The 20,359-nt window shown below is 35.1% G+C and carries 19 protein-coding genes; 5 read left to right on the top strand and 14 right to left on the bottom strand.

What is annotated here, in order from left to right:
- Positions 1 to 384: 384 nt before the first annotated feature.
- The 4 genes from M0051_RS00005 to M0051_RS00020 all read right to left on the bottom strand — a co-directional run bounded on the left by M0051_RS00005 (position 385) and on the right by M0051_RS00020 (position 6,201).
- Positions 385 to 1,869: a hypothetical protein gene (locus M0051_RS00005; RefSeq protein ID WP_306739489.1), complete on the bottom strand. Its 1,485-nt coding sequence runs from the start codon at positions 1,867 to 1,869 to the stop codon at positions 385 to 387.
- On the bottom strand, positions 1,851 to 3,407 hold the full coding sequence (locus tag M0051_RS00010; protein WP_306739490.1) for a VPA1262 family N-terminal domain-containing protein: 1,557 nt from the start codon (positions 3,405 to 3,407) through the stop codon (positions 1,851 to 1,853). The genes M0051_RS00005 and M0051_RS00010 overlap by 19 nt, the downstream gene beginning before the upstream one ends.
- Positions 3,408 to 3,595: 188 nt before the next feature.
- The gene (locus M0051_RS00015) at positions 3,596 to 5,023 is read right to left on the bottom strand and encodes a biopolymer transporter ExbD (protein WP_306739491.1); all 1,428 of its coding nucleotides are present in this window, start codon (positions 5,021 to 5,023) and stop codon (positions 3,596 to 3,598) included.
- Between the two features lie 554 nt (positions 5,024 to 5,577).
- Positions 5,578 to 6,201 (bottom strand): hypothetical protein, encoded by a 624-nt coding sequence (locus M0051_RS00020; RefSeq protein ID WP_306739492.1) that lies wholly within the window; start codon positions 6,199 to 6,201, stop codon positions 5,578 to 5,580.
- 621 nt (positions 6,202 to 6,822) lie between these two features.
- Between M0051_RS00020 and M0051_RS00025 the strand changes: the two genes are divergently transcribed.
- Entirely contained in the window at positions 6,823 to 7,101 is a 279-nt protein-coding gene (locus M0051_RS00025) for a hypothetical protein (RefSeq protein WP_306739493.1), read from the top strand.
- Positions 7,102 to 7,402: 301 nt separating this feature from the next.
- Here the strand turns inward: M0051_RS00025 and M0051_RS00030 are convergent, their stop codons facing one another.
- The 10 genes from M0051_RS00030 to M0051_RS00075 form a co-directional block, all read right to left on the bottom strand.
- Positions 7,403 to 8,476: a beta galactosidase jelly roll domain-containing protein gene (locus M0051_RS00030; RefSeq protein WP_306739494.1), complete on the bottom strand. Its 1,074-nt coding sequence runs from the start codon at positions 8,474 to 8,476 to the stop codon at positions 7,403 to 7,405.
- A 15-nt stretch (positions 8,477 to 8,491) separates the two neighbouring features.
- Entirely contained in the window at positions 8,492 to 9,547 is a 1,056-nt protein-coding gene (locus M0051_RS00035; RefSeq protein WP_306739495.1) for a beta galactosidase jelly roll domain-containing protein, read from the bottom strand.
- A 56-nt stretch (positions 9,548 to 9,603) separates the two neighbouring features.
- On the bottom strand, positions 9,604 to 9,969 hold the full coding sequence (locus M0051_RS00040; protein ID WP_306739496.1) for a hypothetical protein: 366 nt from the start codon (positions 9,967 to 9,969) through the stop codon (positions 9,604 to 9,606).
- A 282-nt stretch (positions 9,970 to 10,251) separates the two neighbouring features.
- Complete coding sequence (locus M0051_RS00045) at positions 10,252 to 10,941, bottom strand: response regulator transcription factor (RefSeq protein WP_306739497.1); 690 nt, start codon at positions 10,939 to 10,941, stop codon at positions 10,252 to 10,254.
- Positions 10,942 to 10,970: 29 nt separating this feature from the next.
- Positions 10,971 to 12,497, bottom strand: coding sequence for a cell wall metabolism sensor histidine kinase WalK (locus M0051_RS00050; RefSeq protein WP_306739498.1), 1,527 nt, complete (start codon positions 12,495 to 12,497; stop codon positions 10,971 to 10,973).
- 271 nt (positions 12,498 to 12,768) lie between these two features.
- A complete protein-coding gene (arsB, locus tag M0051_RS00055; protein ID WP_373568293.1) occupies positions 12,769 to 13,851 on the bottom strand; it encodes an ACR3 family arsenite efflux transporter in 1,083 nt (360 codons plus the stop codon).
- Positions 13,852 to 14,011: 160 nt separating this feature from the next.
- Positions 14,012 to 14,437 (bottom strand): arsenate reductase ArsC, encoded by a 426-nt coding sequence (locus tag M0051_RS00060; protein ID WP_306739501.1) that lies wholly within the window; start codon positions 14,435 to 14,437, stop codon positions 14,012 to 14,014.
- A 46-nt stretch (positions 14,438 to 14,483) separates the two neighbouring features.
- Positions 14,484 to 14,810 carry a helix-turn-helix transcriptional regulator gene (locus tag M0051_RS00065; RefSeq protein WP_306739502.1) on the bottom strand — a complete coding sequence of 109 codons (327 nt, stop codon included), beginning with the start codon at positions 14,808 to 14,810 and terminating at the stop codon, positions 14,484 to 14,486.
- A gap of 203 nt (positions 14,811 to 15,013) precedes the next feature.
- A complete protein-coding gene (locus M0051_RS00070) occupies positions 15,014 to 16,168 on the bottom strand; it encodes an iron-containing alcohol dehydrogenase (RefSeq protein WP_306739503.1) in 1,155 nt (384 codons plus the stop codon).
- Between the two features lie 20 nt (positions 16,169 to 16,188).
- Positions 16,189 to 16,860 carry a type 1 glutamine amidotransferase domain-containing protein gene (locus tag M0051_RS00075; RefSeq protein WP_306739504.1) on the bottom strand — a complete coding sequence of 224 codons (672 nt, stop codon included), beginning with the start codon at positions 16,858 to 16,860 and terminating at the stop codon, positions 16,189 to 16,191.
- A gap of 94 nt (positions 16,861 to 16,954) precedes the next feature.
- On the opposite strand from M0051_RS00075, the gene M0051_RS00080 reads away from it, so the two are divergent.
- The 4 genes from M0051_RS00080 to M0051_RS00095 all read left to right on the top strand — a co-directional run bounded on the left by M0051_RS00080 (position 16,955) and on the right by M0051_RS00095 (position 20,340).
- On the top strand, positions 16,955 to 17,863 hold the full coding sequence (locus tag M0051_RS00080) for a LysR family transcriptional regulator (protein WP_306739505.1): 909 nt from the start codon (positions 16,955 to 16,957) through the stop codon (positions 17,861 to 17,863).
- A 1-nt stretch (position 17,864) separates the two neighbouring features.
- The gene (locus tag M0051_RS00085) at positions 17,865 to 18,218 is read left to right on the top strand and encodes an arsenate reductase family protein (RefSeq protein WP_306739506.1); all 354 of its coding nucleotides are present in this window, start codon (positions 17,865 to 17,867) and stop codon (positions 18,216 to 18,218) included.
- A 126-nt stretch (positions 18,219 to 18,344) separates the two neighbouring features.
- On the top strand, positions 18,345 to 18,689 hold the full coding sequence (locus M0051_RS00090; RefSeq protein WP_306739507.1) for a phenylpyruvate tautomerase MIF-related protein: 345 nt from the start codon (positions 18,345 to 18,347) through the stop codon (positions 18,687 to 18,689).
- A gap of 340 nt (positions 18,690 to 19,029) precedes the next feature.
- On the top strand, positions 19,030 to 20,340 hold the full coding sequence (locus M0051_RS00095; RefSeq protein WP_306739508.1) for an aspartate kinase: 1,311 nt from the start codon (positions 19,030 to 19,032) through the stop codon (positions 20,338 to 20,340).
- Positions 20,341 to 20,359 lie beyond the last annotated feature (19 nt).

The raw sequence follows: 20,359 nt of genomic DNA on the forward strand, positions 1-20,359 counted from the left end.
GATATACTATCTACAAAAAGTGGCACAACTTAGACCGAAATCAGTGGCACACTTTGCTCCGATATGAGTGGCATAAGTTCGAGCGATTTATCCAATCTCTTTATTATTTGTAATTAATCGTCACCTATTCTATCCGATTTCAAATATATTTTTCATTTATTGTATCTTTTGGATATCCATCTACTTCTGCTCAAAACAAAGTGTTATAATATCAATCCCTTCCTGTGACTTTATTGCAGTGCTACGCGAAAGGATTAGTGCGGTAGCTGGGGGTATGACAGAACCTCTTATTGCCATTTGTTTAGGCATTTACAAGATGAAAAATCCAAAATAATGCCGTAAATTGAACAGTGTTAAGGTTTCTGCATTACATAGCAGCCATTGTTAGCGGTTCGTGCTTTCTATGTTTTCTTTCATTATTTTTATTAATCCATCTCCTTTTCCTTCTATAAATCGTTTATTCATTATGCTATTTGATTCAAAGTCGGAAAAGTTTTCAATAATTTGTTCATTTATTATTTCTCTACCACGAAATGTAAAAGTTAACAAATACAAACGTGTTAGTATTAAATTAAAAATCGTAGTCTGATGAGTTTGAGATACAGACCAAATAGAATCAATATACTTTAAGTCATTGAGACAATAATTCATCTCGTTTATAATATCGTTTTCATCAAGTGTCATATAATAATACTCTACGATAAAGTCACAGTAATCTGTAAGCAATAGTTCGTTTTGATATTCGTCAGAATGTCTCAATTTATTAAAAAAATCGTCCCATTTACAAAATATTAGCTCAAGCATTCTTAGATACCTATCCTCTGGCACAGAATTTTTAAAACTAATCATGAAATCATTCCTAGCTTCATGTAAAAAGATGTTTTTATTTATCTCAAAGCAATCATTTACAATTTCCTCTAACAATTCGTTTGAATTTAAAGCTAAAACTTCAGCTAAAGCTTTGTTAAATATCCTACTCTTTCTGAAATACTTAATAGATTGCTTAAAAAAAGCAGAATGAGGCATCAGTTTTAAAAGGCATTTTTTTACTACCTGAAGATTTTCACTATTTAAATCGCCCTCTGTTTCATGTTTTGTTGTTTGTCGTATTAATTCAAAATTCAACCATTTATTAGTTAATGACTTTTCTTCCGATATCGGGTAAAGATGTTCTCTTGTCAAACTTTGCAAAAAGAATATAAAACTCTGTGGTTTAGATAATTTACCTATTGCTTTAAGAAAAAACTGAAAGTTTAGTATGTATAAAGCTTTAACTATGTTTTCTAAAAGAAAATTAAAATGAAATCCTCGTCCACTTCTTTCAATTGCTTCAATTAAACTATATGTACTTTTAATGTTGCTATTTTTAACACCATCTTCATATTCTTTCATCATTTCTATTTCATGATATGGAGCACCTGATTGTGCTTTTACCTCGAAAGAAACTTTACTTAACAATTCAACGATTTTTTCTGCAATACCCTCTGTATCTTTGTTTGTAAGTCCGTTAAATTGTAAAAAGCATTTAATATCCGCCAATAAGTAACAGTTCACATTTAAAAACAAAATGAGCGACTTCAAATCAGCTTCTTTTATGCTTTTGACTAAATAGACATTTGAGGTATGTACTATTTTAGTGAGTTCCGAATTTTGGTCAATACCTGAAATTGTAGCACTATTTTTTGCCTTTGAAACAATCTGTCTAATTTCATTATCTGTTTTAATTAGTTTATTATTACACTCAATATTTAAAAGTGACTCAATATTTTCATCTTCAAAAGACATTAAGTGTTCAACAAGGGAAGAATGATTTTCTATCGAACCAAGTTGCTCGATGGCTTCTTTTACTACTATTTCGGATTTTTCCATACTAAGCAATCTGAATTATTTAACTTGTCCCAAAGCTCATTGAATGCATCAACGACAGGCTGAGGGTGGGATACCTCTTGCAAAATATGATGACTTTTCCCATAAGAATTAATCGAAGTTCCCAATGAATATACTTTCGACCTTTTTAGTTCATTACTTGGGAAGATTAGAAACCTATCATGAAATGACCATCCAAAATTTCCATGTTGTATTCTGAACTCAACATTCATATGGAAATTATTATTTTTCGGGTTATCAAATTCAAGCTGATAACTATGTATTATATCAGAAACAGTTTTACCCTTTTGGTCATAAACATTTTTTACAGTATCAGTAATTGAACCAATAGCTTTTAATGGTACACCTCCAACTGTTGAAAAATATAGAGTGTTAAAAATATCTTTAGGACTTAAAAAAGGGTCCCAAATGAAAACACCATTTTCTCCATGTTGCTTTATTAATAATCGTAAATCCTCAATAGTTCCTTTACCAGAGGAATTGTACTGTTTGAAAGCCAAAGATTTTTCCAATTGTTTCTTTTCTTCGTCGTACAAATTATTATTAATAAAATCAGTATAGCTATGCTTTGTATTTTTTCTCCTATTCCCATCTTTACTTGATACTTGAATTTTCACCATTTCACCATCAAGTTCGAATAACCTTGGTTCGGGACTTACAATTCCCATATTAAAAGAGAATTCACGAATAAAACTTCCTGAGAATGTCGATAGTATTAAGCTTGGCTCTTTTCTCCAAATTTTAATGTGATTTATCTGGTCAAGATTTCCAATTTTCACAATTTGAGTTAAACCTTGGTTATACTCTTCAATAGTACTTCCCATATAGTTTTTGTCAAATGTAGATTCCACTTGAAGCAAACATTCAGGAATTGAAGTTAATTTTTTATGCCACGCAAAATCAACGACTACGCCATCCCACGTCTTTAAAGCACGTGCATCTGAGTGTAGAACATTAACAGGAAATTGAAAAATGAAATTACCTATCCTATCTCTAACTACAGATAAATCAATAGGAACTATTTTATTTATCTTATCACTTAAAGTATTGAGTTTAGATAGCTTGTCAATATCAAGGAGATAACTAAAATTTGATTTGTCCTCGTCAAAGAACTCAAGAATATATGAACCATCATGATTATTTTTTAAAACTTTATTTATTCGATTTCCATCAACAGATGGTACATATTGCTTTGTTAAACTATTTAATTTTGGAAATATTGAAATACTTTTACCTTCATAAAGCCATTTACCTTTGGTTTTTAATGTTTCGTAATTTTGTTCGACTTCATCTAGAGAAAGCCAATACCTTTGAATACCTAAATTATAATCTTTATTTACTGAAATAGGCCTACACAGAAATTGTTGATTTCTACCAACAAATGGTTTCTCTTCAAATACGGCAATTGTATAAAAATTAAGAGTTGTATTGTCCTTCTTTCTTGTTAAAAACAATTCTGTAATCTCACAACTCTGGTAAAATCCAATATTTCCGTTTTCTGTTAAGATTTTAAAATCCATAATCTTACAATTCTATTTTCTTGGCAGATTGCTCTTTTTTTTACATGACCGCTAACGGTTGGCGGTATGAAATGTTGCCGATTGCGGGCGAATTCCTGTCAAGTTACACAAAAGTTGAAGCGGGCTACAACCCTTGAATAACCTACTGTTCCGGCAATTTTTTATACCGCGTGTTAGCACCCTGTGCATTATTCTTCGTTTATCATTTTCTTAAAATCAGTTGTCAATTCAAAAATCCGAAGTGGATATTTCCTTTTCACTTCTTTCTCTTTTTCATAGTCCAACCAGTCAAATTGTTCTGAATAAGTTTCTTTTGAATATTCATTTCTCAATTCATTTATGACTTCTCTTGAATAGGATATTACTCTAAAATAGTCAGAAAATTCAACACTATCATTTACGTGAAATTTTATTATATAATCCAAATCATTTGTTATCAAGTGCTTTAATATTTGTTTGATTTTATCATTTTCAACTGTTTTGTCATTTATGAAACATTTCCCTGATGTACCCTGTTTTATTTCGATAATATTTTGAGTTCTATTTATATCATCGTAAATCTCTTTGGGATTAAACCAATCAGAATACCAATTTGGCAGCCATGTTTGAAATGAAAAATCTTTATAATATCTAATGTCATATTCAGGATTTATTGGAACAACAGCGTAAGCAATTCTTGTAACCCCTGATTTTGCTAATTCATTTTTTAGTTGGTTAACAAATCCCATTTTTACTGTCTTATCAATGTGCAGCTGATATACCATATGAGGTATTTCATATTCACTTCGCATAGATTGCCAATCCATTATTTTATCCTTTAGCTCATAGAGGTCTATTTTTTTATTTTCGACAATTATAAATGGTTCATTTTCATTTTGACTCTTAGATTTAACAACATAAATATTTTCAATCAACGAACGTCGAAATAATCTTTCGTAACTGTTTGTTTCTGGTAATTCAAGTCTATAATTATTGTGTATGTTTTTTACAAGATAATTGTGATTAATTGCTTTGTAATCAATCAAATTAATCCTTGATAAACCGAAAGCGATTATAGAAATAATCACACCTGTTAATAACATCCATTTTAAGCTTTTTCTTTTAAAAGTCAGCCCAATTGTGTTCCATGTTTGTAGAAAAAGAACAATTATAATAAGGATGAAAATATAGTTGTAATCAGGGTAAAAGCTAAAAACATAAAATCCTCCATGAAATGCAAGTCCGAACATTATACCGAAAACAATTGCCAATTTTGAAAACCAGCTTAAGAAATACCAGTTTAAAACTCTTTGGTCATTAACAATCGTAGTTTTCCTATAATGTCGTTTCTCAAAAAACTTTCTGGGTCTATCGAACCAAAATGCAAAACAAACGGATTGAGATATGATTACAGATATAAAAGCAAAAAAGAGATTATAAAAATACACCTCTTTGTCGGTCAAAATCCACAAATCATAATCTTCTGTAACTGAGAGAATCCGAAAAACCTCTCTAATCAAGTACAAGAAAGAATAAAAAGCAAATGAATAAAATAAACCAATTAAGATTCCAGTAATCAGTCTGAATCTTGGTATTTCAAAAATTTTAGAATCAATATTTAAAATCCGTTTTTTCATTGTTGCAGTGTCTTTCTTGCATGGGTGCTAACGTCGGGCTAACCCAACCTAGTTGGTTTATTTTGATTATATAAGTTTGTTTACTCCACTAATATAGTTGGCTAACCCAACCTTTAGGTAGAGTTATTAAAAATATCACCTATTGGATTTTTAAACTTAGAAATCTCGCTTTTTGCAAATTGAGTATAAATCTCTCTTGTTTTACTCGAGCCATGCCTAAAATATTTTGTATGTAAGGTAAATCTGTTCCTTGTTCCAATCCAATACACCATTTTCATTGGTGATAAATCAAATTTATAAACAATTATCTTTAATCGAAACATTTTACAGTAATAAATTTTAAGGGAAATACACATCCTTTATTCTTGTGCTGGTGTTTGTGGGGGCAACGAAACAAAGAGGGTGTCCAAAAAGTAAGTTCAATCGAATACAATATCATGTTGAATGAAGTGAAACATCTGTTAATGAAAAGGACAGATACTTCGCTGACTCAGAATGACAATACTATTGAACTTTTTGGACACCCTCTTTCTTTGCAGGGATGCATCAAAGGGCTACAGCACCAATTCTACGATATTTGATTTTTGGCCAATCACCTCGTCTTTCAGCATGTAAAAGAGGTAATACTCGCGGCTTTCGCTCTTTCCTGGATCTGCCTTTGGTCGCACATCCATATACTTCCCAGTGGTTGATACCCCAAGCAATTGAAACTGTCCAATCCCATCAATACGCGAATAAACTCTCCATCCATCGGTAGAATTCTTTTGGCATTTTAAAACCGGGTACTCTCCCTCAAGCCTTGCTTTTAGTTCAGGAACCATATCGGCAGAATCCTCACTCGCATAGGTAGTATTAAAACCAAGATCAATCCACATGGCATCAGTACAGGCCGGATTTTCACGAACAGTCTCTCTACGATTACGAATGTATGCTACGAAATCATCTTTCTCTACATGTACTTCTTTCACTGCAGCCTTCAATTGTACTTCAAGCTGGTCCCTGGCATCCATCAAAGCCAACAGCTTGTTGATACGTGCTATTTCTGCAGCAATCTCTTCCTCAGTCATGCCCAGTGTTGGCCCATGAATCTGAATTTTCGCAATATAGTTTAAACAAGCTTGTCTAAACTCTTTTACATTCCCTTTAATAAAATCATAACGTCTTTTTATTAAAACCATAACTGTAAATTTACATTAAACATAGTAGCTGTAATTTATTCTTTATTACTCCCTTTTAATATGATATCATTAAAGTCAAAACAAAGAGCTAAAAATTAAATTATAGATTAACATTAAACTCTTTTCAATTACACTTTACTCTGTACATATCAAAAGACAATATCTAAGTTAGTACCTCTATTTTAAAAATGCCTGTAAAATAGAATATTTTTAGCTTTTATCATTTTGTTCAATTTTAAAAGTCTGATTATTTGCAATCTAATAAATTTTCAAAGATTTTAATTTCTTTCACCCTCTCTCCCATAATGTAAAAAACAGCAGGTTTTATTTTTGGCACAATCGCGAAAATGCCCTCTTTCGCATTCAGAACATATATTTTTATTACACAACAGCTCCTTAGAAAATTCCTATTTATCCTTAATTTATTGGCTTTTCCGAACTTTTGTTAAAAACGAAATCACATTTGGTAAAAAAATGAGGCTTTTTTAGCCTGCTCTCTTTATTTTTTTTCGCTCCCATGCGCAAAATTTCAGCAAATTATTTATTGTTTACTTTTCGGAAGCGCAGAAAATTCTCGCGATTGGACTTAATTTTCGTGCGTTTATAAAGCTCATTCGCGCGGTGGAGCACTTTTTCCGCGCGTTTGGTGGCTTCCTCCGCGCGAAATTCCAGCTCAAACGGGCGGTGGAGCACTTTCACCGCGCGGAGAAGCTCGTCATTCGCAAGAAAGTTGATCATATTCGTGCGGTTATGGATAAATTTCGCTGTCTTGAGCTCCTTCACCGCACGATAATCTTGCTCCTCCGTGCGGAAGAGATGCTCAAACGGGCGGTAGAGGTGCTCCACCGCGCGGTGGAAGAGCTCTCACGCGAGTTATTGTTAATTAAAAACGAAGAATAAGCTCATCATGCAAGTCTTCAAAATTCGCTTAATGCCTGCAGGAATTGACTTTGAGAGAGATAGTGATATCAGGGTCTTTTATTCAACAATTACAAAAAGCAAAAAGAGGCTTTTGTTTTCGGGGCTAAATCAAGATCGAAAATCTTGAATTTTACTTGATTTCATACAAGTATTATGATTATTTTTTCCTAAGACTTCTTTTACACAAGAATACTTAGGATCAATACTTTGAGGATCTTTCCTTTATAAGCTTCCTTACATGTCAAGCATCTTGAAGATGCAAGACATATTTATAGCAACATCACTTATTCCTTCGTTTGTTCCAATATTTGATGTAATGGTCCTGAGAAATTAAACCAATGGAACCTGAGTAGATTCCTCCCCCTTGTATGGCGTCATAAACACGCACTACAATGGTATTTTTTTCGCTGCTGCTTAGTAGGTTTTGAGGCAGGTAATAGCCTCTTAATTGTTGCCACGAATTGGATCGTTCGCGAACGGTTTGTGGTTTAAATTCGCCCGATTGTCCTACCAGAACGCCATTCACAAACACCTGATCGATATCGTCAATCTTTCCCAGAATTAGTACCATTCTGTCATTTACGAATTCTTCTTTCAGTTTAAATTCCAAGGCATAACAGGCATAGCCATCATAGTTTTTATAGCCTTGATCTTCCCAGTTTCCCGGAACAATAATGTTGTCCCAACGATTCAATTGGTCAATGTTTTCATGTGCATACTGTCCTGTTTTAAACTTCCAGCTTCCGCTCAAATCAACATCCAGGGGAACTGCATCAACATCCATCATGATGCCAAGATTTCCATGAACAATCCCGCCTTCTCCCCCAGCGTCGTACACACGCACCGCAATGGTATTGCTTTCTTGTAATAAATCAGGAGGCAGTTTGTAACTTCTGAAAACATTGTATGCCGTTGAGAATCTGGGTGGAAATTTCCCTGACAATCCGATTCTTACGCCATTCACAAACACCTCATGTACATCATCAACATATCCCAACTGCAAGTACAAAGCTTGTTTGTCGGGCAATTGCCTGCCACTAAAAGTAGTTCGATACCAGGCAAAACCATCGTAACCATGAAAACCTTGGTTCTCCCAGGCTGATGGAACATCGATCCACTCCCAGTCTGAATCGTTAAATTCAGGATTGGCCCACTCCTGCTTATCTCCAATGGAAAATTTCCAGCGATGGCTTAAATCCATTACCTTTTTTAAATCCTGTGCCGAACTGATGCTCGCCAAGCCCATTAAAAGAAACAGAATCAAGCTGAGCTTGCTTCGCAAATAGGTTATGTTTGAAGTTTGAATCATTATTCGGATAACTTTATTGACACAGCAATTTAAAATTTGTGTCATTTGTGCTTTATTTTATCAATCGAACCAGTAATCCAGAAACTTTTGGAATGAATTTCGATTGTCTTTCATTGATTTATTAATGATTGGACTTGCCGTTTCACGATCTGTAATTCCAATCGGTCCATCATAAATTCCACCTGGTCCTGTATGATCTCTCACCATAATTTCTATGGTATTCTCCCCTCCTCTGTTCAATAAATGATCGGGAATATCGTAAGCTCTGAGTATGTAATTATCAGAGACGTATGAATACCTTCTGTTCTTTCTTCTCAACTGACTGGACGATCCGATTTTTTCACCATTCAGATATACCTCATCCACATCATCAATTACCCCTGCAAACAAGACCTGATCTCTGGTACTTAAATTGGCAGGATAGGTAAAAGCTTTGGTATAAACGGCTCTTCCGTCAAGCTGATTGTATCCCCTGGCTTCCCAAAAGCCGGGAACAAAAATCTTTCCTTCGCGGTAGGTAATCACTTTTCGATTGCTTTTATCTACCTGCCTACTGCTTTCAAAATCCCAATATCCCGAAAGGTCTACAGTCATTTTAAACTGATCGGAATCGAAAGAAATGTTAATCTCTCCTCCTGTTATGCCGCCATCATTGTAATCATCAAAAACGCGAACCGCAATCAGGTTGGAGCCCTCTTTATTTAAAATGTTCCCGGGTACAGGATACATTCTTGGAATGCCATGTGCCGTTTGAGCCAAGGGGCCCATCTGCCCGCTTGCACCTACCAGTCTCCCATTTACATACACTTCGTCGGCATCATCAATATTTCCCATGTTCAAATATACATACTGAGCCGATTTGGGAGGCGTAATGGTAAAGTTTTTTCGATACCATGCATATCCATTGTAGTTCTGAAATCCATTCTGTTCCCACGATTGAGGGACAAATACCTTTGTCCATTTCGAATCGTTGTAATCGGGGCTGGCCCACTGGGGATCATCCCCGATTGAAAATTTCCAGTATCCTTTCAGATTTACCAAGGATTTCAATTCTTTGGCATGTGCATTACCCGCCGAGAATGCTATGATAATGACAAGTATCAAAATCTTATTCAAACCCAATATTTTTATATTGCTATTCACTTTTATTTCTATTAACCTGAATTCTGTTCTTATTTCTCATGGATTGCAAACTTCAATCGCAATGCCAATTCTTCACCACTTAATGCTGCACTTGTTCTGATCTTCTTGTTTTCAAACTTCTTGCGGATTGCCGCCTTTAGTTCTTCATCAAAACCAATCACCTTGCTTACCACTACTTCATTGTTTTCATTTACCGTACATCGCAATACGATCAACTCTGTTTCGCCACTTCTTACGTAGTCGGTAAAACTAATATGGCTGGCAACTTTTTGAATCTTCTTTAAAACTGCGCTTTTTTCTTTTTCTATATTTTTTGTTTCAGGCGAACTTGCCATTCCCAAATTCACACTTAGCAAACATGCCAAAACAATCATTGTTATTTTTAAGCTTTTCATGACCCTATTTTTTAGTTTTTACATTTCGGTTAGAAATTTTTTAGAGGAACAGAATCGCGCGCCTTCCGTTCTTTTCTAATCTTAAATTTCTAATGTAAAATTAGGGCGACTTTACATCATTTGTGTCACGGCAAAATCAGCAATTGTCATAAGTTGTCATCAACAGTGAACAGTGATCTGTAAACAGTGAATAGTGAACAATGAATAATACCAAAAAAGCCTAGTATTCAAGTACAACTGATAACTGATAACTGATCATTGTACATTGTTAATTGTACATTGCTAATTGCTAACTAGCCTATATCCCACACCATGCACCGTCAAAATAATTTTGGCATGATTTGGGTCATCTTCTATTTTTTGTCTTAGCTTCAATATAAAATTGTCAATGGTTCTTGAGGTAGGCTGATATTCGGTTCCCCACACTTCATCCAACAAATCATCTCTGCTGACTGTTTTATTCTTGTGATTCCACAGGTAGTGAAGAATTTCCACTTCTTTGTGCGACATCTTTACCTCTTCTCCGTTAACAAAACCTTCGAAGGATTTAAAATCAACGCTTAATCGTCCAAGCTCTATTTTTTCAATCTCTTTACTCACCGATACATCCTGAGTACGGCGCAAAACGGCACGAATTCTGGCCAACAACTCTCTCAAACCAAATGGTTTGGTAATGTAATCATCGGCACCCAGTTCCAAGCCCAATACCTTATCAATCTCTTCTCCCTTTGCTGTAAGCAGGATAATTGGCGTTTGAATGCCTTTGGCTCTTGCTTTTTTACAGATGTCGAATCCCGAAATTTTAGGAAGCATAACATCCAGCAGTACCAGGCTGTAATGGTTCTCCATTATCTTATTCAAGCCAATTTCTCCATCTTCAGCCGTATCCACCTCGTACGATTCAAATTCTAAATTGTCCTTTAAACCCATTAACATGCTGGGCTCGTCTTCTACTATTAAAATGGGATACATTTTCTATATGATTTGAAATTATTCAACTACTATTTTACCGGAAACAACAAACTAAAGCATGATCCTTTTCCAAAATCACTTGCCAGTTCAACTTTACCATGATGTGCTTCCATAATGTGTTTTACAATGCTTAAGCCAATACCAGAACCCTTGGCCTTGTGCGCTAAATTGCCTGTTGTAACCCTGTAAAACTTATCGAATACCAATGGCTGATCTTTCTTCTCAATTCCAATGCCATAATCCTTCACATCCACACGAACAAAATCGCCATCCAAACAGGTACTCACCTCTATTTTTTTCACATCTGCACTGTACTTTATTCCATTGTCAATTAAATTGATAATGGCTTCGGCAACTGCCTCCTTGTCTAGCTTGATATCAGGTATCTGATCTGCCAATTGTAGCTCAATCTCAAAACCGTTCTGATCGAAATGTTGTTGGTAATTGGCTATGATGTTCTCAACTTCGGCATTCAAATTTGTATTGGTAAAATGATATTCTCTTTTCCCTCGTTCAATTCGACTAAAATTTAAGATCTTATTCACCATTCTCGACAAACGGTTGGCTTCGGTATTGATTACCCTATAATACTCCATTTTCTTCTCTTCGGTCGGAATTCGTCCCATTTCAAGGGTTTCGGAGTACATATTAATCAAAGCCAATGGCGTTCTGATCTCATGAGAAACATTGGAAATAAAATCGGTTTTCAATTGATTCAAGCGAATCTGTTTCCTGACATTCTTGTATACAAACCAGGCCCCCAGCAACAAGATGATATCCATCACAATCAAAAGAATGATATTGGTGCGAGTTCTTTCCCGAACCAAATCTTCAATGGTATTTCCTCGCATCTGAATGCCCAACTGGTAAGCAGGAAACAACCAAATATCTTTCTTCTGAGTGATATTTTTATCTTCACCGGACTGAATCTGGTTGGCATATACTTCTTCTGTTTCATTCTTAAAAACAGAAATGTAGAAACGTTCCTGGGCCACCGACTGAATCTTTGGCCCCATATTTTCACTAATAAACTTATCTGTATCAACCAGTAGCAGCACTGTTTTCACAGATAAAGTATCCTTCTGCAATGCAAATGCAAACAAACTTTTGCCTGGCAATGAATTGGGTAAAGCTTCAATTTTTCGATAACCACTTTTGACATAGCGCTGTAGCTGCTCAATCTTTTTCAGATTGGCAGCAAAATCGAGTTCAAGGATTGAATGTAGATGGGCTAAACTATCTTCCGGGATTTTCTCTTTTGTGAACAATTTAAAATCAACATCTCTGATTCCTACAGCACCTATCGAGTAATTTTTTAATAATAAAGTACTGATGTCTTCGGTCTCACGTTCCAAGCGGTTGGCCCAACCACTCAGCACATCATCAGAATATTGGTTTAAGGAAAATAGAACCGACTCCAACTGCCCTGAATAAATGGAATCAATCACAGCTTCGTTCTTACTTAAATTACTGATTTCGTAGGCAGAAAAGAACAATGATGGCAGCACCAATATCAGGGTTAAAACAATACCGATTTTCAATCCGGGTTTTATCATTCGCAAAGCTTTTGTTTACCCAAATATAAGCATTAATGATGACGATAAAACAGATGAAGCTTTTCAGTCCCATAAAACTTACTCAGCATTTCAATTAACCCTTATGTTGCATTTTGTTTAAACTTGCTATTTGACAATTTTTCCTCTTTTCTACTTTTTCACTTTTCTATCTTTCCACTTTTCCAGACTTTATAAAAAAACAAGCCATGACTCAAAATGAATCATGGCTTTAGATTTATTAACCCGATTTGGATTAAAAATATTGTCTTGCTTAACTTTCAGAATTCGTGGCACATTTAACGACATCTACCTTGCCACCAAAATATTTATTTTTTAATCGTAGAGCTACATTTACCAATGCAATTAATACAGGTACTTCTACCAATGGGCCGATTACAGCAGCAAAAGCTACCCCTGAATTGATACCAAACACTGCAATGGCTACTGCAATGGCCAATTCGAAATTGTTACTGGCTGCAGTAAACGACAAACTTGTTGTTTTCGAATATCCTGCCTTGAATTTGTGTCCCATAAAAAATGAGATCAGGAACATTACCACAAAGTAGATGACCAATGGAATGGCAATACGCACCACATCGAATGGCAACTGCACAATGTATTCTCCTTTCAGAGAAAACATTACAAAAATGGTAAATAACAATGCAAACAAGGTAAGCGGACTAATTTTTGGAATGAATTTCTTCTGATACCAGTCTTTTCCTTTTGCCTTGATTCCGAAGTAACGAGTTAGCATTCCTGCAAAGAATGGAATTCCAAGGTAGATTAATACACTCTCGGCAATATCGCCCATCGTTACATCCACTACCGAACCTTGAAGACCAAAATACTCCGGCAATACCGTAATAAACACGTAAGCATATACTGAGAAAAACAGTACCTGGAATATGCTGTTAAAAGCTACCAATCCTGCTGCATATTCAGGATCTCCTTTGGCCAAATCGTTCCACACAATTACCATGGCAATACATCTTGCCAAACCAATCAAAATCAAACCGGTCATGTATTCAGGGTAATCTTGCAAAAAAACAATTGCCAAAGCAAACATTAAAGTTGGACCTAACAACCAGTTCTGCACCAAGGATAAGATTAAGATCTTACGATTTTTAAACACATCCTTTAGCTCTTCATATTTCACCTTTGCCAATGGAGGATACATCATGATCACCAGTCCTATGGCAATCGGAACATTTGTTGTTCCCACTGATAGTTTATTCCAAAATCCAGCCATGGCAGGAAAAAAATAACCTGCTCCCACACCTATTGCCATTGCAGCAAAAATCCACAAGGTTAGGTATCTATCCAAAAAGGACAATTTTTTATTTAATGATCCCATAATATTTAAGTATAAAGGAAAAGCTAAACCTGATTTTGCCCTCCGGCAATTCCTGTTTTACACTTCCCTCCTATATTGAAACTTAAGTTTGTAAGTAAAAAGTTTATAAGTATTCGGGATTGAATAATTATTAATTACCAATTATTCATTACCCATTGTTTTATGCATTCTTCAAGATGTACTCTTCATTGAATTTTGCAAAATCTCTTCTGATCTCGTCACGAACACGACGGAATACATCGAAAATTTCTTCTTCAGTTCCTTCTGCGTAAGCTGGATCATCGAAACCAATATGAAGACGGGTTCCTACTGGTCCCAGGAATGCCGGACATGCCTCTTTGGCACCACCACATACCGAAATCAAGAAATCAACACCCTCATCCAGGAATTCATCTACCATTTTTGGACGGTGAGAACTGATATCTATTCCTATTTCAGCCATAGCTTTAATCGCTAAAGGATGTACTTGATCTGCAATTTTTGTTCCTGCCGATACAACTTCCAAATCTGGATTGATATCTCTTAAAATTGCTTCACCCATTTGACTTCTACATGAGTTTCCTGTACACAACACCAATACTTTCATCTTATTTTCTTTTATTCAATTTTTCAGCAAAATAGCCGAGTGAGTATTAACAAATTTTAATTTCTAATGGAGTGATTTCTTCAAACAAATCTCCAAATACGCTTTTCAATTTCTCTATCCCTTCTTTGTTCAAACAATATTTAATTTTTAAACCTTCAACATCCCCTTGAATTAATCCCATGGATTTTAACTCTTTTAAATGCTGCGAAACCGTAGTTCTGCTTAAAGGCAAATAATCCGAGATATCACCAGAGATACAGGTTGGAGTAGAAGCCAAAAACTGCAATATGGCAATTCTTGCAGGATGCGACAGTACCTTTGCCAGAGAGGCAATTTCCTGCTGCTTTTCATCAAATAATTCTAATTTCTTCATAGTTCTCCATTGCTTATTTCTAATGTCGCAAATATACGTCATTAAATTAAAAGTGCAAACTAATTCCTAAAAATTTACAATTTATTAACACCGAACCAAGTCTATAACCACTCATCTCTTCACTCATAACAAATTGAATACCAAAACTAAAAAAGGTCCTTCTCGAAATGAGAAGGACCTTTTCTGTAAATTATCTTGATTGCTTACAATCTAGACTCTAATATTTCTGCAACATCTGCCGCTGCAACATCAGGTAACATTCCAACATAGCCACGCTCAATAAATCTTTTAGAAATGATATCAATGCTATCTTGTCCTACATTGTGATCTCCTAAACGAGTTGCAATGCCAACATTTTGGAAAAATTCTTCGGTTTTCTGAATTGCCAAAGTTTTTCTTTCTTCCTCACTACCTTCTGTGATATTCCAAACTCGCTCAGCATACTGCAATAATTTCTCACCACGTTCTTCTTTCAATTTGGTCAATAGTCCAGGAAGAACAATTGCCAAAGTTACACCATGATCAATTCCATGGAAAGCTGTCAATTCGTGACCAATCATATGAGTTGCCCAGTCGCTTTTTACACCCATTCCAATCAATCCATTTAAGGCCATTGTTGCTGCCCACATTAAGTTGGCTCTGTTTTCATAGTCAGGAGTTTCGATAGCCATTGCTTTCGGTCCCTCTTCAATTAATGTCAACAATAATCCTTCTGCAAATCGATCCTGAACAGGTGAATTTACCGGATATGTCAAATATTGCTCCATTACATGCACATAAGCATCAACAATACCATTTGTGATCTGGCGCATTGGCAATGAATAGGTTGTTTCCGGATCAAGAACTGAGAATTTTGGGAATAACAGTGGGTTCCCGAAAGCCAATTTCTCTTTAGTTGCAGCCTTGGTAATCACACCACCACTATTCATTTCAGATCCTGTAGCTGCCAAAGTTAGAACCGCTCCTAAATCAACTGCTTTTGTAATTTCAGCTCTTTTTGCCAAAATATCCCACTCATCTTTTCCCTCATAGTAAGCAGCTGCAGCAATAAATTTTGTTCCATCAAGAACAGAACCTCCACCAACAGGCAAAAGAAAATCGATCCCTTCATTTCTTACAATCTCAACAGCTTTCATTAAGGTTTCGAAATGTGGGTTTGGCTCAATTCCACCAAATTCTGTGATGTTATAATCTTTCAAAGCTTCCATAACCTGATCGTAAACACCATTTTTCTTGATGCTACCACCACCATAGGTCATTAGAATTTTTGCATCTTTAGGTATATGATTTCCTAGTTCTGCAATTTTACCTTTTCCAAACAGAATTTTTACTGGATTAAAAAAATCAAAGTTTTCCATCTTATTAAGTTTAATTATTACTATTTCTTTTTCAGTGCTTTTACAAGCTCTTTGGCCATTAATAAATCAGAAGCTGGATTTTGACCGGTAATTAATCTACCATCTATCACTACATATTCCTGCCAATTCGCCTTACAAGAGTATATTGCACCTTTTTCGATTAAAGCCGTTTCCAACAAGTAAGGCACTTTATGATCGGTTCCAATAGCCTCTTCTTCCTGATTACTAAATGCAGTAAGTTGTTTGCCATTTACCAAATAACTTCCATCCCTAAGTTTAACATTTAACAATCCGGCTCCTCCATGGCAGACTGCACAAACTATTCCGTCATTTTCATAAATTTCGGCAGCTATTTTTGCGATATCTTCATCAAAAGGAATATCGAATACAGCCCCATGTCCTCCAGGAAAATAAATGGCATCGTAATTATTTGCGTAAACATCCTTAGGCTGATATGAGTTCAGGAATTTATGCCTAGCATCTTTATCTTTAAAAAACGATTTTACTTTCGCATCATCCAAATCCAGTTGCTTAACCGGAACCTCACCCCCCTTGGGTGATACAAAATCAATTTCAATTCCATTTTTTACCAAATGAAAATATGGAACGGCTACCTCAAGAACGTAACATCCCGACTCCCATCCTTTTTCATCTTTAAAATGACTTGTTAATGCAAATAAAACTTTGGCCATGTTTTTAAATTATTTTCACAACAAAGGTATATCTCATTTTTGTATTAATAAACTTATTCTTTTTATACATTTGTATAAATAATTTTATAGATGCATGGTAAATCTGGAATGGTACAGGACATTTAAGGCAATATATGAACAGGGAACATTAACCGGTGCGGCTGAAATTTTGCTCATCACTCAACCTGGTGTAAGTCAACAGCTCACCGCTTTGGAAACTTATATGGGGGTTAAGCTTTTCGAGAGAAAACCCAGAAAAATGTTACCCACTCCGCACGGCATGCAACTTTACAACCAAGTTGAAGAAGCCATATTGCAATTGGAGAAAACAGAAGAGAACTTCAAGCGAAAAAGCTTAATCAATCGTCCTACTGCCAAGATAGGCATGTCGATCGAAATGTTTAACCATGCTTTCGCCAATATTCTAGATGATCTGGAAATGAATGTTGAGTTTACCTTTGGGGAATATGAAGACCTTCAAACCAAACTATTTGCCAAAAAATTGGACTTGACCATTACCACACTGCACCATAACTACCAGAATATAGAATACAAACACTTCTGTCAGGAAGCATTACTCCTGGTAAGTAGCAAGCATTTGGACACCATCCCTTTTAACCGATTTATTTACGAGAAAAAATTAGATGAAGCTGAAAAATGGCTAAGCCAGCAAAATTGGTATTCCTACACTTATAAAATGGAAACCATTAAATCCTTTTGGATGCAAAATTTTAAGAAAAAGCCTTATTTTAAACCTCGTTATGTGATTCCCAATTTAAGTGGGATGCTACAATCAATTCAGTTAAACAAGGGGATTTGTATATTGCCTTCGAGTTTGTGCCAGGAAGCATTGGAAGAAAAAGAAATTATTGAAGTTTGGCAAGGTATAGAAACCACATACTACAATAAATATTTTGCCATAAATACACAAAGTAAAAACCTGAAACAGGCCGAAGAAATCATAGAAATCATTATTAATAACAATACGTGTAAAACTCATTAATATGAAGAAAATTTATCATTTAAGCAGCTGCTCAACTTGCCAAAGAGTTATAAAAGAATTAGATATTGATTCAGATTTTGAACTACAGGATATTAAAACGCAAAAAATAACTGAGTCCCAATTGGAGGAAATGAAAGACCTAAGTGGATCGTATGAAAGTTTGTTTAGCAGACGAGCCATGAAGTATAAAGAACTTGGCTTAAAAGAAAAGGTTTTGAGTGAGGATGATTACAGAGAGTATATCCTATCTGAGTACACATTTTTAAAACGTCCGGTACTTTTGATTGATGGAGAAATATTTGTCGGCAACGCAAAAAAAACGGTTGAGAATGCCAAAAAAGCATTGGGCAAGTAGTAAAACAACAGAGGAATCTATTTTGTATTTTTCTGATTTAATAATAACTTATGCAGTGCATAAAAATTAAATAAGGTGCAATTTGCATCTTTTTTCGTTCTATCAGTAACCTTAAAACTTTTACTTATGCCATATTTAAAAGTTCAGACCAACAAAAGTTTCTCTAGCAAGAAACAACAAAGTTTTTTAAAAGAAAGCTCCACATTAATCTCATTTGAACTGGGGAAACCAGAGAAGTACGTAATGACAGCATTCGAGCCCAAAATAGAAATGACATTAGGAGGTTCTGACGATCCTGTTGTATTTCTTCAGCTAAAGAGCATTGGTTTACCAGATACAAAAACAAAAGATTTATCAAGCAAATTTGCCAACCTGGTTGAGGAGCAGCTTAAAATTCCAAAAGATCGTGTTTACATTGAATTTATGGATGTGCCCAGAGGTTTCTGGGGATGGAATGGCATTTTGTTTTAAAGATACCAATGCCCATATCGTGTAAAAATAAAATTTCAGTTAATATTTTAACAATTTGATTAATTTTTATTGTTTTTATAAAAATTTTATACACCTTTACATCCGAAATAAAAATTGACAGCACTGATGAGATTTACATTTAAATACAAGAAGCAGAATAAACGCAATAAACAGTTGTTTTTTGTGTGATGTTGTAGAATAATGTAAAGCTTAAAAATATAGAAGCCTGCAGAAATTCTGCAGGCTTTTTTTAAACTCATCAGTTCAATTAGAAAATATCAATAAAAGCGAAACAAATAAACTCCCATTCAATTGGGATAACAAATTAAACTATTAACCAATGAAAGTTTTAAAGTTTGGCGGTACTTCAGTCGGATCTCCTGAAAGAATTCAGAATTTGGCTCAATTGGTTCAGTGTGATGAACCAGTTATCATCGTTTTATCGGCTATGGCAGGAACCACAAATGCCCTGGTTGAAATTACTGAACTCCTTTACCGAAAGGACATGCAAAAAGCGAGTGAGCAAATCAGTAAGTTGGAGGAAAAGTATCGAAAACGAATCGAGGAATTATTTACCACAGAAGATTTCAGAAGCAAAGGAAACGAGTTAATTACTTCTCATTTTAATTACATCAAAAACTTTGTAAACAGAAGTTTTACTGCATTACAGGAAAAGGCCATTTTAGCACAAGGAGAATTAATTTCTACTGCCATGTTCCATTATTATTTATCGGAGATTGGTGTTGATTCTGCATTTTTACCAGCTTTAAACTTTATGAGGATCGATAAAGATGGTGAACCTGATTATTTCTACATCCAGGAAAACTTGGAACGAATTCTTGCTGAAGAATCAGAACACAAATTATTTATTACTCAAGGTTTTATTTGTAGAAATGCCTACGGAGAAGTTGACAATTTAAAAAGAGGTGGAAGCGATTACACGGCTTCATTAATTGGTTCTGCACTGCAAGTTGATGAAGTTCAGATATGGACTGACATTGATGGTTTCCACAATAATGATCCAAGATATGTTGAAAACACCTCTGCCTTAAAACAACTATCGTTTGATGAAGCTGCGGAGTTGGCTTATTTTGGCGCAAAAATCATGCACCCATCGAGCATTATGCCATGTAAGCTAAAATGTGTTCCAGTTAGATTAAAAAATACGCTGAGTCCTGCTGACGAGGGAACATTAATTACAGATGATGAAACCGGGAAAGGAATTAAAGCCATAGCTGCAAAAGATGGAATCACTGCGCTAAAAATAAAATCCGGACGAATGCTTTTGGCTTATGGATTCTTAAGAAAGGTGTTTGAAATATTTGAGATCTATAAAACACCTATCGATATGATTACAACCTCTGAGGTTGCAATTTCATTAACCATTGATGATGATAGTAAACTTAAAGAAATTGAATCGGAATTGGTAAAATTCGGAAATGTTGAAATCGATGAAAACCAGTCGATCATTTGTATTGTTGGTGATTTTATTTCTGAATCAACAGGGAGTGCTAAAAAAGTACTGGAGGCCTTGGAAAATATTCCTCTCAGAATGATTTCTTATGGAGGTAGCAAGCATAACATATCTGTTCTTGTAAATCAAGAAGATAAAGCATTGGCACTACAAGCTTTAAGCAGAAATTTATTTTAGGTTTTTACATTCAAAATTT

The organism is Marinifilum sp. D714 (genome assembly GCF_030851345.1).
GTDB lineage: Bacteria > Bacteroidota > Bacteroidia > Bacteroidales > Marinifilaceae > Marinifilum.

Excerpts from the sequence above, each read along its gene's own strand:
- M0051_RS00005 (WP_306739489.1), bottom strand. The coding sequence starts at position 1,869 with ATGGAAAAATCCGAAATAGTAGTAAAAGAAGCCATCGAGCAACTTGGT.
- M0051_RS00010 (WP_306739490.1), bottom strand. The coding sequence starts at position 3,407 with ATGGATTTTAAAATCTTAACAGAAAACGGAAATATTGGATTTTACCAG.
- M0051_RS00015 (WP_306739491.1), bottom strand. The coding sequence starts at position 5,023 with ATGAAAAAACGGATTTTAAATATTGATTCTAAAATTTTTGAAATACCA.
- M0051_RS00020 (WP_306739492.1), bottom strand. The coding sequence starts at position 6,201 with ATGGTTTTAATAAAAAGACGTTATGATTTTATTAAAGGGAATGTAAAA.
- M0051_RS00030 (WP_306739494.1), bottom strand. The coding sequence starts at position 8,476 with ATGACACAAATTTTAAATTGCTGTGTCAATAAAGTTATCCGAATAATG.
- M0051_RS00040 (WP_306739496.1), bottom strand. The coding sequence starts at position 9,969 with ATGAAAAGCTTAAAAATAACAATGATTGTTTTGGCATGTTTGCTAAGT.
- M0051_RS00045 (WP_306739497.1), bottom strand. The coding sequence starts at position 10,941 with ATGTATCCCATTTTAATAGTAGAAGACGAGCCCAGCATGTTAATGGGT.
- M0051_RS00050 (WP_306739498.1), bottom strand. The coding sequence starts at position 12,497 with ATGATAAAACCCGGATTGAAAATCGGTATTGTTTTAACCCTGATATTG.
- arsB (WP_373568293.1), bottom strand. The coding sequence starts at position 13,851 with ATGGGATCATTAAATAAAAAATTGTCCTTTTTGGATAGATACCTAACC.
- M0051_RS00060 (WP_306739501.1), bottom strand. The coding sequence starts at position 14,437 with ATGAAAGTATTGGTGTTGTGTACAGGAAACTCATGTAGAAGTCAAATG.
- M0051_RS00065 (WP_306739502.1), bottom strand. The coding sequence starts at position 14,810 with ATGAAGAAATTAGAATTATTTGATGAAAAGCAGCAGGAAATTGCCTCT.
- M0051_RS00070 (WP_306739503.1), bottom strand. The coding sequence starts at position 16,168 with ATGGAAAACTTTGATTTTTTTAATCCAGTAAAAATTCTGTTTGGAAAA.
- M0051_RS00075 (WP_306739504.1), bottom strand. The coding sequence starts at position 16,860 with ATGGCCAAAGTTTTATTTGCATTAACAAGTCATTTTAAAGATGAAAAA.
- M0051_RS00080 (WP_306739505.1), top strand. The coding sequence starts at position 16,955 with ATGGTAAATCTGGAATGGTACAGGACATTTAAGGCAATATATGAACAG.
- M0051_RS00085 (WP_306739506.1), top strand. The coding sequence starts at position 17,865 with ATGAAGAAAATTTATCATTTAAGCAGCTGCTCAACTTGCCAAAGAGTT.
- M0051_RS00090 (WP_306739507.1), top strand. The coding sequence starts at position 18,345 with ATGCCATATTTAAAAGTTCAGACCAACAAAAGTTTCTCTAGCAAGAAA.
- M0051_RS00095 (WP_306739508.1), top strand. The coding sequence starts at position 19,030 with ATGAAAGTTTTAAAGTTTGGCGGTACTTCAGTCGGATCTCCTGAAAGA.